12 protein-coding genes are annotated in these 14,602 nt (G+C 58.0%); 4 read left to right on the forward strand and 8 right to left on the reverse strand.

The window, feature by feature from the left end; all coding sequences use genetic code 11:
- Nucleotides 1-25: 25 nt before the first annotated feature.
- Nucleotides 26-1,276 (reverse strand): CBS domain-containing protein, encoded by a 1,251-nt coding sequence (locus tag CIK74_RS09770; protein ID WP_096255986.1) that lies wholly within the window; start codon nucleotides 1,274-1,276, stop codon nucleotides 26-28.
- Between the two features lie 132 nt (nucleotides 1,277-1,408).
- Between CIK74_RS09770 and CIK74_RS09775 the strand changes: the two genes are divergently transcribed.
- On the forward strand, nucleotides 1,409-2,257 hold the full coding sequence (locus CIK74_RS09775; protein ID WP_205738270.1) for a general stress protein: 849 nt from the start codon (nucleotides 1,409-1,411) through the stop codon (nucleotides 2,255-2,257).
- Nucleotides 2,258-2,412: 155 nt separating this feature from the next.
- Here CIK74_RS09775 and CIK74_RS09780 read toward each other — a convergent pair whose 3' ends face one another.
- Nucleotides 2,413-3,960, reverse strand: coding sequence for an aminopeptidase P family protein (locus CIK74_RS09780; protein ID WP_096255988.1), 1,548 nt, complete (start codon nucleotides 3,958-3,960; stop codon nucleotides 2,413-2,415).
- 66 nt (nucleotides 3,961-4,026) lie between these two features.
- Between CIK74_RS09780 and CIK74_RS09785 the strand changes: the two genes are divergently transcribed.
- Nucleotides 4,027-4,872: a PHP domain-containing protein gene (locus CIK74_RS09785; RefSeq protein ID WP_096255989.1), complete on the forward strand. Its 846-nt coding sequence runs from the start codon at nucleotides 4,027-4,029 to the stop codon at nucleotides 4,870-4,872.
- Here CIK74_RS09785 and CIK74_RS09790 read toward each other — a convergent pair.
- The 6 genes from CIK74_RS09790 to CIK74_RS09815 form a co-directional block, all read right to left on the reverse strand.
- Nucleotides 4,857-5,702 carry a site-specific DNA-methyltransferase gene (locus tag CIK74_RS09790; protein ID WP_096256042.1) on the reverse strand — a complete coding sequence of 282 codons (846 nt, stop codon included), beginning with the start codon at nucleotides 5,700-5,702 and terminating at the stop codon, nucleotides 4,857-4,859. The genes CIK74_RS09785 and CIK74_RS09790 overlap by 16 nt on opposite strands.
- Before the next feature lie 110 nt (nucleotides 5,703-5,812).
- Complete coding sequence (locus tag CIK74_RS09795) at nucleotides 5,813-7,456, reverse strand: DEAD/DEAH box helicase (protein WP_096255990.1); 1,644 nt, start codon at nucleotides 7,454-7,456, stop codon at nucleotides 5,813-5,815.
- Between the two features lie 268 nt (nucleotides 7,457-7,724).
- Entirely contained in the window at nucleotides 7,725-9,191 is a 1,467-nt protein-coding gene (locus CIK74_RS09800) for an RNB domain-containing ribonuclease (RefSeq protein ID WP_170947827.1), read from the reverse strand.
- A 102-nt stretch (nucleotides 9,192-9,293) separates the two neighbouring features.
- Nucleotides 9,294-9,515: a DUF3107 domain-containing protein gene (locus CIK74_RS09805; protein WP_096255993.1), complete on the reverse strand. Its 222-nt coding sequence runs from the start codon at nucleotides 9,513-9,515 to the stop codon at nucleotides 9,294-9,296.
- Nucleotides 9,516-9,579: 64 nt separating this feature from the next.
- On the reverse strand, nucleotides 9,580-10,203 hold the full coding sequence (locus tag CIK74_RS09810; RefSeq protein WP_096255995.1) for a TetR/AcrR family transcriptional regulator: 624 nt from the start codon (nucleotides 10,201-10,203) through the stop codon (nucleotides 9,580-9,582).
- Between the two features lie 134 nt (nucleotides 10,204-10,337).
- Entirely contained in the window at nucleotides 10,338-11,681 is a 1,344-nt protein-coding gene (locus tag CIK74_RS09815) for a glutamyl-tRNA reductase (RefSeq protein WP_096256044.1), read from the reverse strand.
- 148 nt (nucleotides 11,682-11,829) lie between these two features.
- Between CIK74_RS09815 and hemE the strand changes: the two genes are divergently transcribed.
- On the forward strand, nucleotides 11,830-12,885 hold the full coding sequence (gene hemE / locus CIK74_RS09820) for a uroporphyrinogen decarboxylase (protein ID WP_096255996.1): 1,056 nt from the start codon (nucleotides 11,830-11,832) through the stop codon (nucleotides 12,883-12,885).
- A 119-nt stretch (nucleotides 12,886-13,004) separates the two neighbouring features.
- On the forward strand, nucleotides 13,005-14,585 hold the full coding sequence (hemG, locus tag CIK74_RS09825) for a protoporphyrinogen oxidase (protein ID WP_096255998.1): 1,581 nt from the start codon (nucleotides 13,005-13,007) through the stop codon (nucleotides 14,583-14,585).
- Nucleotides 14,586-14,602 lie beyond the last annotated feature (17 nt).

Below are 14,602 nucleotides of genomic sequence, written 5' to 3' on the forward strand. Positions count from 1 at the left end.
ATCGAAAATGCTGAAGATGAGTGGCTTAGTCCGCTGAGCGCCAGTCATCGGGAAGAATGTGGTCCAACACGTCATCGACGGTGATGGCACCAACGAGACGACCTTCATTATTGACCACACCCACCGAGGTGAGGTTATATGTGGCCAAATGGCGGACCACATCGGTGATGCTAGATAAATCAGACATTGGCTCAAGTTCTTTATCAAGAATATCGCCCAGCGGTTCCGGGGGAGCCGCACGCAACAGTGCCTGAATGTGAACTTGGCCTAAGTAACGTCCGGTGGGAGTCTCCAATGGCGGGCGCACCACATACACGGTGGATGCCAACGCGGGGCTCAGTTCTTCCATGCGTACCGAGGCCAGAGCCTCGGCTACCGAGGACTCAGGGGTGAGGATCACCGGAACCGGGGTCATCACCGAGCCGGCGGTACCTTCCGGATAGGCCAGCAGACGACGCACGTCTTCGGCTTCTTCCTCATTCATCAATTCCAACAGTTGGTGTTTGGTATCTTCGGAAACCTCTGCCAACAGGTCGGCCGCGTCATCCGGGTCCATTTCTTCGAGCACATCTGCGGCGCGTTCAAGGCTCAGCGCGGAGAGGATTTCAACCTGTTCACGGTCCGGAAGTTCCTGCAACACATCGGCGAGTCGATCATCTTGCAGGTGGGCTGCGACCTCAAGGCGACGTTTACCGGTCATCTCATGCAGGGCGTCAGCGAAGTCAGCTGCCTTCATTTCATCGTGAGTGGCTACGAAATTATCCGCCGATTGCGGTTCGCTTTGCGCACCGTGACGCACACCTTCCCAAGAAACCAGCACCTTATTGCGTCGTCGGTTACGCAACCCCAACAGTGTGTTGGTGGCTTCGATCCGCTGCACGTAGTACTCGTTGATTTCCCAGTCGCCGCGTCGTGTCTGAGTCAGTCCGACGTCTTCAATGAGTCCTCGGCCCGAGGCGTCCACGAAGGTCACCGTACGGTCGAATATTTCGGCCACGACGAGCATTTCCTGCCCGCGCTGCTGGAAGCGACGCATGTTGACCAGGCCGGAACAGATGATCTGTGTGGATTCCATGGATTGGATTCGTGTCATGGGTACAAAAACGCGACGTTTGCCGGGCACCTCGACGACGACACCAACACAAGCTGGGGCTTTCTGCGGGCCGCGCGAAACGACGACGACGTCACGTAACCTACCTAGACGGTCGCCTAAGGGGTCGAAGACATCCAGCCCGAGTAGCCGGGCGACAAAGATTTTAGACACTTGTGCGCTCACCGTTCTAGCCTAGCGTGCTAAAGGCCGGTTAGTGGTGTGCTGAGCCACGTGAAGGAGACCCAATCTTTCACCCTCAGCGATAGTTAGTGCGCAACTAGGCCCTCTCACAGTAAGAGCGTGCACAATATAGGTATGACCTCGCCGCATGGAGTAAATTCAATCAGCCCCAACGGTTTGCCCCGTGGCGAACTACTTGGGCGCTACACCAGCTACCTGGATGCCCAGAAACTAGTCGATTATCTTGCAGATAATAACTTCCCAGTATCTGCGGTGACCATCGTCGGTAACGACGTGCGCACCGTAGAGCGGGTGACCGCAAAACTGTCCTACCCTAAGGTGGCGTTGGCCGGTGCCGCCCAGGGCGGCATGATGGGTTTGTTTGTGGGATTGTTGCTCTCACTCTTTGGCGGCACAGGAAACGGTTTGTACCAGATCCTCTCAGCTATCGGCCTAGGCATGGCGATCTGGATGATTGCCGGTGTGGTCTCGTACTCCACCCGTCGCGGCAAGCGTGACTTCGCGTCTTCAAGCAAGTTTGTCGCCACGAGCTTCGACGTAGTTGTCGACTTTGAGCACGCTCAGGCCGCACGTCAGATGGCCTCCCAGTTGCCAATGCGCCCACAACAGGCTTCCGCAGCGCAGCAGCCGGTACAACCGGTTCAGCCACCGGTAGCCCCGGCGCAACCGCAGCCTCCGGTCTCTACCGATGGTGTGCAGGCACCGGGCCAAACTCCTGCCGCGCAGCCCGTGCCAACCAGCGTGTTTAATGATCTTCCCGATGGCCGCCCACGTTATGGTGTTCGTGTTGACGAACCAAAGCCGGCAGCCCCGGAGCAGCCGCAGAACGCCGATGTTGCAGCCGCCGAGCCGACGGTAGCGCAGCCTGCGGTGAAGCCTGAAGCGGCCGAGCCACACGCCGAGGCGCCAGCCGAGCCGGAAGGTGAAGCCAAGTCTTCGGAAGAAGAATCAAAACAGCAGTAAACTTCAGCAATGTAAAAGCCCGTCATGAGTGATTTCATGGCGGGCTTTTACGTTGCCAGAATGACTTTGTCCCCGGCGCATGAGCTAAAGAACAACAAAACGATGGGCGGTTCAGNNCTGAACCGCCCATCGTTTTGCTACGTTGCTACGTGCGATTAGCTACGAAGTTTTGCCATCCAAGCTTCAACTTCTTCAGGCTTGCGTGGAAGCGCTGCTGAAAGGTTCACCGCACCGTCGGCGGTAACCAAGATGTCGTCTTCGATGCGTACGCCAAGCCCGCGGTACTCCTCCGGGATCGCGAGGTCTTCGTTCTTGAAGTACAGCCCCGGCTCGATGGTGAAGACCATGCCCTCGACAAGTTCCGCGTCAAGGTAGAGATCCGCGCGTGCCTGAGCACAGTCGTGAACATCCAAGCCAAGGTGGTGGCTGGTGCCGTGTGGCATCCAGCGACGGTGGTGCTGGCCCTCGGGGGACAGTGCCTCCTCCAAGGAAACGGGTAACAGGCCCCAGTCCTGCAGACGTTCGGCCAACACCGTGGTGGCAATGACGTGCAGGTCGCGGAATTTTAGTCCCGGGCGGACCGCTGCGTAGGCGGCATCAGCCGCGTCGAGTACCGCCTGGTAGACCTTGCGCTGCACCTCGGTGTACTTGCCGGAGACCGGCAAGGAACGGGTGATGTCCGCGGTGTACAAGGACTCTGCTTCGACTCCGGCGTCTAACAAGAGTACTTCGCCTTCGCTGACCGAACCGGTGTTGCGGATCCAGTGCAAGATCGTCGCGTTGTTGCCCGAAGCGGCGATGGTGTCGTAGCCCAGTTCATTGCCCTCTAGACGGGCGCGGGCGAAGAAGGTGCCCTCAATGATGCGTTCGCCACGCTGGTGGGCGATGGCCGCGTCTAGGTTGCGAACTACATCTTCGAATCCGGCGATTGTGGCGTCAACCGACTTTTGCAGTTCGGCTACCTCGTACTCGTCCTTGACCAGGCGCAGCTCGGAAACGAATTCGGAGAGTTCGTTATCAAGTGCGTCGCTGGCCTCAAGATCTTGTCCGGTGTTGATCCGGGAGGTATCGACTAACGCTTCCACGTTGAGGTCGACTTCGCGCATCAGACGCAGACGAATGCCGCCTAGCGCCTGTGGACCAGAGTTTTTAGTGAGCGCATTTTCCAGCATGTCCAAGGACTCGGTAGGCATTCCGGTCCGTGCAGACATGGTGGAAAGGGTTGGACGTGGGCCCACCCAGAATTCACCGGCTCGGGAGTCGAGGTAGAAGTCCGAGGAGTCACGGCCTGCCATCGGGGCGAAGTACAGCGTCGCGGCGTGGTTGCCACCCTGATCTCCGGCACCGTCATCGGTAGGCTCCAAAACCAGTACGGCGTCTGGTTCGTGGTCAACGCCCAACCCGGTCAGGTGTGCAAAGGCCGAGTGCGGGCGGAAACGGTAATCCGTGTCATTGGAACGAACCTTGGCTGGGCCTGCAGGAACGATGAGGCGCTCGCCCGGGAACTGTGCGGAAAGCGCGGCACGGCGGGTGGCCGCGAAGCTTGCTGCAGGATCTTCTGCTGGAAGCGGTGAGGTGTCTGGCGCCCAAGCCGAAGCCATGAAAGTTTTGAAAACATCCGAGGTGGGACGCTGGGAACGATTGTTGACACGATCTTCGAGCGGCTGGTCATTGCCCGAAGGCGAAGAAACTTGATTAGTCATACTTCTTAGTGTGTCACCGATTCGGGCCTCCGGGCAAAGTGCCACCGGTCGCGCTAATCTAGTCATATGCGAATTGACCTGCACACCCACTCAAATGTTTCCGATGGGACCCAACGCCCCGAAGAGCTGATCGAGGCTGCGGCGCAGGCGGGCTTGGATGTGGTGGCCCTGACAGACCATGATCAAACCGCCGGTTGGGCCCCAGCACGGGCGACGGCGCAAAAGCTTGGCGTGGGTTTTATCCCTGGCATGGAGATCACCTGTCAGGATCATCAGGGGATCAGCGTGCACCTGCTGTGCTATCTGCAAGACCCGGAATACCTGCCGTTGCTCAACGAACTTGAAATTTCGCGTAATTCACGGGTGATTCGCGCCCAACGTATTGTCGAGCGACTTGCCGAAGATTACCCGGTGAGTTGGGATTTGGTCTCCGCTCATTGCCAGCCGGGTGCCACGGTGGGCCGACCACATATTGCCGACGCCTTGGTCACCGCCGGGGTAGTGGAAAGCCGCAATGATGCTTTTGCAAATATCTTGTCTTCGCGTTCACGCTATTACGTCTCTCACCCGGCCATTGATCCACGCGACGCGGTGCGTTTAGTTCTTGAAGCCGGGGGAGTGCCGATTTTTGCCCACCCCATGGCGAACCTGCGCGGTCGTGTGGTGCCAGAAGAAACTTTCCACGACATGATCGACGCCGGCCTAGCCGGAGTGGAGATTCAGCACCGGGACAACAGCGAAGAAGGAAAGAAATTCCTGACCTCTCTGGCCAAGAAAAATGACCTGATTATCACCGGTTCCTCGGACTATCACGGGGCCGGAAAACTGAACCGGCTCGGTGAGAATCTCACCGAGCCGGACATGTTACAACGAATTCTTGATGCAGGAAGCGGATCTCAGGCTTCGCTGTAGGTGGTGGTTTCCGGTAGTCGGGAACGCATCACCTCGATGGCTTCCGGGTTCTGATCGATCAACACGAAGCGTCGATCCAACTTAGCTGCCACCGCTCCGGTGGTGCCGGAACCTGCAAAGAAGTCCAACACCCAGTCTCCGGGACGGGAGGATGCGGCGATAATCCGACGCAGAATCCCTTCGGGTTTCTGCGTGGGGTAACCGGTCTTCTCCTTGCCCGTGGGCGAAACAATGGTGTGCCACCACACATCGGTGGGAAGTTTGCCCAAGGCGCGCTTCTCGGGGGTGACTAGACCGGGAGCCATATATGGTTCACGGTCCACCTCCGCCGAATCGAAGTGGTACTTTTTCACATTTTTCACGTAGACCAAGATGGTGTCGTGTTTAGCCGGCCACCTGCTCTTAGCCCGTGCACCGTAATCGTAGGCCCAGATCAATTCGTTCAAGAAGTTCTCTCGACCAAAAATCTGGTCCAGCAACACCTTAACGTAGTGCACCTCGCGGTAATCCAAATGCACATACAGCGTGCCGTCTTCGGCAAGCAATCGATACGCCTGCAAAAGCCTGGGCTCGATGAAGCTGAGGTAGTCATCAAAGCTGTCGTGGTACGAGCGGGCAGAACCCAGCTCGGTGTTGTAGGACAAGCCTTTAAAACCTACCCGGTCACCTTCGCCCTCGGCGGCGCGCACCATGGTGCGCTGTGCTCGGGTCTGTTTCCTACCGGTGTTAAACGGCGGGTCAACATAGATCAGGGTGAAAGATTCGTCAGGTAACCCCGACAAAGCCTTCATATTGTCACCATGCAACACGGTGTTCTCCTGAGCCGGCATGCCAGCATTTACTGCTGGCGCACCGGTTTCAGGCAAAGCGGGATTGTGCGGTTGTGCGTGCACCGTTGGTACGCGATCCTTTCGGAAGAAGAAGAGAAACTAAGAACCTATTAGTCCTGCGTTCCACCTTCGGTGCTGCGCGTGCGGCGGCGTGGTCGACGACGTTCGTTAGCCGACTGCTCGGAGCCTGCACCATCGGTCGACGGGCTCTCAGGCTGATTGGTGTGGCGGTGGCGTTCGCCTTCACGAGCCGGGCGGTCTTGCTTGCCCTTGGAATGGCCGTGACGGTTAGCGCCATCTTCTGCCGGCTGCTGACCTTCTACGGTGCGCGTACGGCTGCGGTTACCACTGCTACGACGACGCGGGCTGCGCTCGCTGCTGCGCTCGCTGCTGCGCTCGCCACGGTCACTGCGTTCGCGACGTGGTGAGCCGTCACCCTCTGCTGGTGCGGTCTTCTTGGCACGCTGCAAACGGCCCTTGGTTCCCTTAGGAATATCCAGGTCGGCAAAGAAGTGTGGCGAAGAGGAGTAGGTCTCCACTGGTTCTGGGACGTTCAGGCCCAGCGCCTTGTTGATCAACGACCAGCGAGGTACCGAATCCCAGTCCACGAAGGTGACGGCGATGCCGTCGTTACCGGCACGGCCGGTACGTCCCACGCGGTGCAGGTAGGTCTTCTCATCATCAGGGCACTGCAGGTTGACCACGTGGGTGACGTCATCCACGTCGATGCCGCGGGCTGCGACGTCGGTGGCGACAAGGATTTCTACCTTGCCTGCGCGGAAAGCCTTCAGCGACTGCTCGCGGGCTCCCTGGCCCAGGTCGCCGTGCAATGCACCCGCGTTAAAGCAGCGATCGATCAGTTCGTCGGTGAGCTTCGCAGCCGAACGCTTGGTCTGCGTGAAAATGATCGTCTTGCCGCGGCCTTCGGCCTGCAGCATACGGGCGACCATCTCATCCTTGTCCAGATTGTGTGCGCGGTAGACCAGCTGGCGGATGTTGCGCTTGGTCAGCGAATCATCATCCCCGGGATCGGTGGCACGAATGTGGGTGGGACGCGACATGTAACGCCGTGCCATGGTGATGACGGCGCCGGGCATGGTGGCGGAGAACAGCATTGCCTGGCGTACCGGTGGCAAGGCGGCCAAGATGCGTTCCACATCTGGCAGGAAGCCTAGATCTAGCATCTCGTCGGCCTCGTCGAGGACCACGGTCTTAATCTGCTTGAGGTTCAGCACACGCTGGCGGTTCAGGTCGATGAGCCGACCCGGGGTACCGACGATCACGTCGGTGCCGGCCTTGAGCGCGTTGATCTGCTCTTCATAGGGGCGGCCACCGTAAATGGTGGTGATCGAAATGTTCGAGTGCTTCGAAGCCTGAGCCAAATCGGCGCCGACCTGGATGGCCAACTCGCGGGTTGGAGCAACGATCAGTGCCTGTGGTGCACCGGGGAATGGCAGGTCGGCATAACCCTTGTCGCCTTCGCGGATGACACGCTGCAAAGCTGGAATACCAAAGCCGAGGGTTTTACCGGTACCGGTCTTAGCCTGGCCGATAATGTCGTTGCCGCCGAGGGCTACCGGAAGGGTGAGCGCCTGGATCGGGAATGGATACTCAATACCGGCTTCGAGCAGCGAAGCGACGATGTCGTCGCGGACCTTGAGCTCGGAGAAGGTCTGCTTAGGTAATTCAACCTCGGCGGTATCGATTGGTTCGGGGAGTTCGACCTGTTCGGTCGATAGCGTCGTGTCGGTCACGATGTGTGTGTTCTCGTTTCATTTGTGGCACCGGCATGTGTGTTGCCAGCCCTGAACGTTCAGGGGGCGCTCACCTTACCGGTGCGGTTCCAGCGGAGCCGATCGCGTCATACACGTCATCTGCCATCAAGGGCGGATGTCGGAATGGTGACCGCTGGGAAGTCACCACGAAACTGTTCTCGTCGTTCAGCACGGTGCGACCGGGCATCCTAAATAGTGATAGCCCAAGCATAGCCGGTATACACCGGTTTCCCGTAGGTTGGCGGGTCTAGGGCAGAATGTCGAACATGATCTTGCGTGTGGCCGGATCGGCAAGGCGCAGCACCACGGTCACTAAGGTGCCTGGCTTGGCGCTGCCGGTGAACTGTCCGGTGATCGGTTCGCTGACCAGCTGCAAATTGCCCGGGCGGCTTTTTGCCTCGCCCTGCTCGGGATCGCCATTGTGTGTGCCGGTGGCTTCGCGAAGAACAATTGCCTCAAATTTTTCCCCGATACGGTGCTGCAGTACATACGCTTCGATCAGATCGATGGCCGCGTTGGAGACTCTGTTTGCCGCGATGGAGCTTTCACGCATCAATCCTGGCAGCTGTTCCAAGGCTTCGTTGAGCTCCTCGGGAATTGGGTGATCATTTGCCTGTAAATCACAACACAGCAAGACGAAGCGATCCACTAATCGGCGCAATGGCGCGGTGGTGTGTGCGTAGGGTGCTGCAATTGCTGCCTGCTCCAAGTCCGCTTCGGCTTGGCCGTTGATCACGTCGTAGTCGGCTCCGCGAAATAGTGATGCTGCCCGGTGCATAATGACCAGCTGCCGCGGATCGTTAACGTCTAGGGTGCGCAGGTACTCGCCGTAGCTGAGTTTTTGGTCCCAAGGGCAGCCAAGTAGGCGGGTCTGCTCGGTAAACTCGGCAAGATCTTTTTCATCTGGAGCGGGCATGGTGCGCAAGATTCCGGTGCCGTGATCAAGCATGATGCGTGCGGCGGCAATTCCGGTGAGCAAGGAAATTTGCGCGTTGTAATCTTCCAGCGGCAAGGGGTGACCGCTGACGAGTTTGTAACCGTTGGTCTCCGGTTCGACTTCTTGATCTGGAAGGTTCAATGACGCACCGCCACGCAGGCGTTCCTGTTCGATGCGCAGTGCGCCAATTTCTGCCAGCAGTTCTAACTGCTCGCCGCCCTGGGAATCGTCTAGCTTTTGTTGGGCCGTGTGGTAATCGAGTTGTTCGCGGGATTTGATCATGGTGCGGGTTAGCTGCACGTCGGTTATCGCGCCGCTGCGATCCAAGGTGATGCGCCACAAGAAGGCTCGGCGTACCTGTCCGGCAAGCAACGAACCTTGACCTTCAGAGATCAACGGTGGATGCAGGCTGATCTTGCGGTGCGGTAGGTAAAAAGTCTGGCCGCGTGATCTGGTGACTTCATCGAGTTTGCTGCCCAATTGCACAAACGCCGGAACATCGGCGATAGCGTAGTTCACCACGTAACCTTCGCTGGCGCGTTCAAGGTACATCGCTTGATCCAGATCGGTGGCGCCCTCAGGATCAATGGTGAAAAATGGGAGTGCCGAATCGTCATTAGGCGCAGGAGCTAAGTTGGCCACCGCTTCCTCGGCGGCGGCTAACGCGGCTTGGTCAAAGTGCGCGGGAACTTCGAGTTCCTTTTCCAGTGCGAGCAGTAGCTCGTCCAGGTTAGCGGCGGCATGTTTGCGAGGGCTATGAATCCGTGGATTAGTCACATATCTAGGATTATCACAGATCTGTGATGTGAAGCACGCTTAAACGCCTCGTGGCCGTCCCAAAATATTGGAACGACCACGAAGGGTGAAGCTAAAGATTATCTAGTGGGCGAAACCCACGCGACGGGTCTCTTCGGGACCAACCTCGACATAGGCGATTCCGGCTGCTGGAACTAGCACCTCACGGCCCTTAGGATCCTTCATCGAGAGCACGCTGCCCTCGGAGATCGCCTTGGAGACGAGCTCATTCACTTCGGCGTTGCTCAGCTCGGATTCGAGTACGACTTCACGGGCTACATTCTGAATGCCAATCCGGATTTCCATGATTGTCAATGATCCTCTCGAAAGAATTACGAGTCCCGTCTGGGGGCCTCTAAAACAAATCTAACTAGTTTTCCTTCGGGAACCGTGAAATTCCGCGCCAAGCTAAACGTGAGATCAGATCCACCGCGGTTTCTTGATCAACCGGTTCGTCGCTGGTGGCCCAGTAACGTGCGGAAACCTGTGACAGTCCGGCTAGCGCGCGACCAATCAATAATCCTTCATCTTCATTCAGGTCGGTGTCTTTAACGACGACCTTCGAAATGGAAACAGCCAGAGCGTTATTGAACTCTTCGATACGTGCCGAAATGAGCGGATCTGAAAGTACGTCTGATTCAAAAATGAGCCGATATGCCTGGGACTCACGCTTGATGTACTGGTAATAGGTATTAATAGTCTCGAAGACACGTTGCCGGTTATCGTCGGTTGAGGCGATGGCATCGTCGAGCATCTTCGTGAAATCTGCCAGATGCGAATCCAGGAGGGCTAGGTACAGTTCGCGCTTACCGGGGAAATGCTGGTAAAGAACTGGTTTGGAAACCAGTGCAACTTCGGCAATCTCATCCATTGAGGCTCCATGATAACCATGGGCTACGAAGACTTGATGAGCTGCTTGGAGTAACTGGCGACGGCGCGCTTCGCGTGGCATTCGTTGCGTGCGTGGACTTTTGATTTCCCCAAGTTCCGCCATAATTTTGACCTTTCAACCTGCCGTGTGCCAAAGCCACATGCGAGTTTTCCGCACGTAAAACCAGCTCCTACTAGCAAGTAGTATTCCACGTTGCGAGGAAAAAAGCGCCGGTAAACGCAGGGTGTCTATTGCGCTTATGCGCTTTGTGCGACAGGTACTGCAGGACAGCTGACATCTTCAGCCGCAGGGGATTGCGGTGTAGTGGTGCTGAGCGGGGCGGTATTGCCTAGCGGCTCGCTCAGGTCAAGGCCGTAGAGAGTCTCTAGAGCAGCAACATATTCGTCGGTACGGCCTTGGGCCGCCAACTCCCGTGCACGCATGGTGGGGACATGGAGCAGCTGGCGCATCATCCGACGCATAGCCAATTCAACTTCTTCGGCAGCGGCGGTACAACCGTGCTGGGCACGTACCTTAGCTACCTCGGAGTCGAGAACGGTTTTAGTGTGTGCACGCAAAGCGACGATTGCATGATCGGCTTCGCGTTCGCGCTGGGAGACGGAGAACTCCCTGGCAGCCTGGGTCACAATCCTGGTCGCGTCATGCACGGCCAGTGCCTGTTCGGTCGGCGCGGCCATGCGCACCGATTCGAGGGTGATCAGATCCACGCCGTCGAGCTGAGCCAAGGCCGGGTCAAAGTCGTTGGTGAGCGCCATATCGATGGCGATCAGCGAATGGCCCTTAACGCGCAGTTCGGTCAGTGCCGCACTATCCAAGCGATTTCCGCCACCGGAACAACCGATGATGACATCTGATTCACGCAGGGCCTGTGGCAACTGTTCGTTGCTCAACGGGAAACCGCCACGCTTGTCGGTGAAATCGGCGGCGCGTCCCGAGTGCGAGTAGACGCTAATGCGCTTCACTCCACGTTCCTTGAGCAATGCGATCGTTGCGCCGGCGTAGGAGCCGGTACCGAACAAGACAATGTCTTGGTCTTCCCAGCTACGGTTTTCGTTCATCAATTCTTCGGCTAGGTCTAAAGCGACAGAAACGACCGACTTGCCTTGTGAACCAAGTTGCGTCCGACTTCCAACATCCTTCGCAGCGCGCGTGGCGTTCTGGAATAGTCGGGTGAGGCTGCTGGTGGTGGTTTTTTCTTGCTGCGCCTGGGTCAGGGCACGGCGGACCTGGCCGGCGATTTCGCGTTCTCCGACTACAGCACTATCAAGTCCGGCTCCCACCGAGAAGAGATGGTTGATCACCGGTTCGCCTTCTAGCGCGGTCAGCCGTCGAGTGAGGAAAACTGCGGAGAGTTCGGTATTCGCAGCCAATTCGTTGACTAACTGCTCGGTTGCTTCTTCGACGTTTTCCACGTCGGCGTAAACCTCAAAACGGTTGCACGTCGCCAAGACGACGGCTCCATTAATCACCGCCGACCCATTGGTAGAGGCGGCGGCTAGCCCGTTGGCCGAGGCGCTAAGTTGTGCCACGGTCTCCAAATCGAGCTGTGAATGCGATGCAACAAGAGATAAGAAAACCACAATGTCCCCAGAGTAGGCCGAAATAGGGGCCCAAACAACGCAGGCGAACCTAAGATCACGTATTTTCACGCAGTTATGTTGCTCACCTTCATCTGTCGGTGAACGGAGTAAATGGCCTTTTGCGCTCCAGAGTTGGCATGATTGACACATGACTCTGTCGCAGAACCATCCCTTCGTTGATGGACGTACCTCCGATTCCGCTTTGATCCAGGCTTTGACTGGGCGCACCCCGAGCCACCACCCGGTGTGGTTCATGCGCCAAGCAGGGCGTTCACTGCCTGAATACCTCAAGCTCCGCGAAGGTGTGAGCATGCTCGATTCCTGCCTAGACCCGGCGATGGCCAGCGAAATTACGCTGCAGCCAGTACGCCGCCACAAGGTCGACGCGGGCATCTTCTTCTCCGACATTGTGATTCCCTTGCGCCTTGCAGGCGTTGGCGTGGATATCGTGCCCGGTGTTGGCCCGGTCTTGGACAAGGCAATCCGCACCCCCGAGGACGTAGATAACCTGCCAGAACTCACCGATGAGTCGTTAGACCCAATCCGTGAAGCGGTGGCCTTGACCGTCGCAGAACTGGGCAACACCCCGCTGATCGGCTTCGCCGGCGCCCCATTCACCGTGGCCGCCTACATGGTTGAGGGCAAGCCAAGCCGCGACCACCTAGGTCCACGCACCATGATGCATTCCGAACCAGAAGTCTGGGACAAGCTGATGAACTGGGCCGCAGACGCTTCAGGCAAGTTCCTCCGTGCGCAGGTTGAAGCCGGCGCTTCAGCCGCACAGCTCTTTGACTCGTGGGCCGGTTCCCTGTCCCTGCCTGATTACCAGAAGTTTGTCGCCCCATACTCCTCGCGTGCGTTGGACTTCGTGCGTGACACCGGGGTGCCATTGATTCACTTTGGTACCGGAACCGGTGAATTGCTCACGGCAATGCGTGATTCGGGCGTTGATACCGTCGGTGTGGACTACCGGATTCCTTTGGAAACCGCCATTGAACGCCTAGGCCAGAGCGTCTCGGTTCAGGGAAATATTGACCCTGCGTTGCTCTCTGCTCCTTGGGACGTGCTTGAAGCGCATGTTCGTCAGGTGGTCGCCAGCGGTGCGAAGGCACGTGGCCATGTGGTCAACCTTGGTCACGGTGTGCCGCCGACCACCGACCCGACGGTACTCACTCGTGTGGTTGAACTCATTCATTCGCTCTAACCACGCAGGACTAAGCTAGATGTTATAGACAGATCTCCCTGTTTTCTGACTGCGCCGGTAAACTCGGCGCAGTCAGAAACAAGGCGAACATCGAGGTGAATGTGGAAGGTGCAGCGTATATGACCAGGAATCAGCGCAACTCCCCGGCGTCAGAAAAACCAAGCGAGCGTTCAGCAACTAAGGCACGGCGCGACCTCGCCTCAGACACGGCGGCCCATGCACTGCGGCTACTGGAAAAGGTACGTTCCGCGGCCGAATCCCGCACAGCAAAAGATCGAGTCACCGATCCACAAACACCACACGCCATCGTGGTCGGTGGCGGCATCGCCGGTCTAGTTGCCGCCCGCGAACTACGCCAGACCGGATACCGGGTCACCGTCCTTGAAGCCGCTTCAAGCTTTGGTGGATGTGTGCGCCGAGTAGACGTTGCCGGTTTGGAGATAGATGCAGGCGCCGAGTCCTTCGCGGTGCGCGGTGGCACGGTGGTCTCCTACCTCGACGAGCTAGACCTCGGCGAGAAGATCACGCCAACTACCGGTGTCGGTGCCTGGCTGATTCAGGGCGAAGGTGAGAACCTAGTAGCTAATCCCTTGCCTGCCACTTCATTGATGGGGATCCCAGCACAGGTGCGCAACGACGACGTGCGACGCATCATCGGCCGCGCCGCCACCGTGCGCGCCGCGGCAGATCTAGTCACTCCCATGCCCAAAAAATGGGCCACAGAAAAACTCTCACTGGCCGAGGTCGTCCGCAACCGGATGGGGCAGGGTGTCCTTGATGCCTTAGTCGCCCCAGTGGTCAACGGCGTGTACTCCACGGATCCAGCGCGCATCGACATCGACGCTGCCGCACCTGGGCTCCGCGCCGCCATGCAAGAGACCGGCTCGTTGGCTAAAGCGGTAGCCAAACTCCAAGGTGATGCACCGGCAGGTTCGCGAGTAGCTGGCCTAGACGGTGGCATGTACACGCTGGTCACCACGCTCACCGAACAGCTGACCGCAGCATCAGTGGCGCTGGTAGCGAATTCTCCGGTCACCAAAATCGATCATGATCCCCAAGCACAGCACCCCTACACGGTCCACAGCCTAGGCCAAGAACTAACCGCAGACCGGGTGGTCATCGCTACCGAAGCGCAAGCGGCGCTGAATCTGCTCAACCCGATGTTTGAAGACTCCAAGCGCATCAGCTCCGAGGCAGTGTCGAACTCCGTCGCCTTGGTAGTGCTGGTGGTCGATAAGCCAGAACTTGATGAGGCACCGCGAGGGTCAGGCGCGTTAGTAGCGCAGAACGCGCCTGTTGTCGCCAAGGCGCTGACTCACGCCAGCGCCAAATGGCCTTGGCTCGCCGAACAGTCAGGGCCAGGAACTCATGTGGTTCGCCTGTCCTTTGGGCGTATCGGACAACATGAGCCAATCGTTGAATCAGGCGATACACAAGCATTGCTTGAGCAGGCCATCAAAGATGCTTCAAAGATTTTAGGTGTTCAATTAAACCAGGATGATGTGGTGGGTAGCGCTATTTCGCGTTTCAACGACATGGTCCCGTTGCAGGGCGAGGAAGCTAGCGCACGCCGTGCTCAGCTCCAGGACGCAGTACAAGATTTTGATGGGTTGGATGTGGTGGGCGCATGGCTTGCCGGCACCGGGTTGGCCAGAGTCATCGGCCACACACGCCGCAGCGTTGCCATTAGCGCCCGATAATTTTCGAGATAACCGTT

The sequence above is a fragment of the Glutamicibacter sp. BW77 genome (genome assembly GCF_002332285.1).
GTDB lineage: Bacteria > Actinomycetota > Actinomycetes > Actinomycetales > Micrococcaceae > Glutamicibacter > Glutamicibacter bergerei.

What these genes read in the sequence shown, in the direction of transcription:
- CIK74_RS09775 (WP_205738270.1), top strand. Translation starts at nt 1,409, where the DNA reads ATGACCTCGCCGCATGGAGTAAATTCAATCAGCCCCAACGGTTTGCCC.
- CIK74_RS09780 (WP_096255988.1), bottom strand. Translation starts at nt 3,960, where the DNA reads ATGACTAATCAAGTTTCTTCGCCTTCGGGCAATGACCAGCCGCTCGAA.
- CIK74_RS09785 (WP_096255989.1), top strand. Translation starts at nt 4,027, where the DNA reads ATGCGAATTGACCTGCACACCCACTCAAATGTTTCCGATGGGACCCAA.
- CIK74_RS09790 (WP_096256042.1), bottom strand. Translation starts at nt 5,702, where the DNA reads ATGCCGGCTCAGGAGAACACCGTGTTGCATGGTGACAATATGAAGGCT.
- CIK74_RS09805 (WP_096255993.1), bottom strand. Translation starts at nt 9,515, where the DNA reads ATGGAAATCCGGATTGGCATTCAGAATGTAGCCCGTGAAGTCGTACTC.
- CIK74_RS09810 (WP_096255995.1), bottom strand. Translation starts at nt 10,203, where the DNA reads ATGGCGGAACTTGGGGAAATCAAAAGTCCACGCACGCAACGAATGCCA.
- hemE (WP_096255996.1), top strand. Translation starts at nt 11,830, where the DNA reads ATGACTCTGTCGCAGAACCATCCCTTCGTTGATGGACGTACCTCCGAT.
- hemG (WP_096255998.1), top strand. Translation starts at nt 13,005, where the DNA reads ATGACCAGGAATCAGCGCAACTCCCCGGCGTCAGAAAAACCAAGCGAG.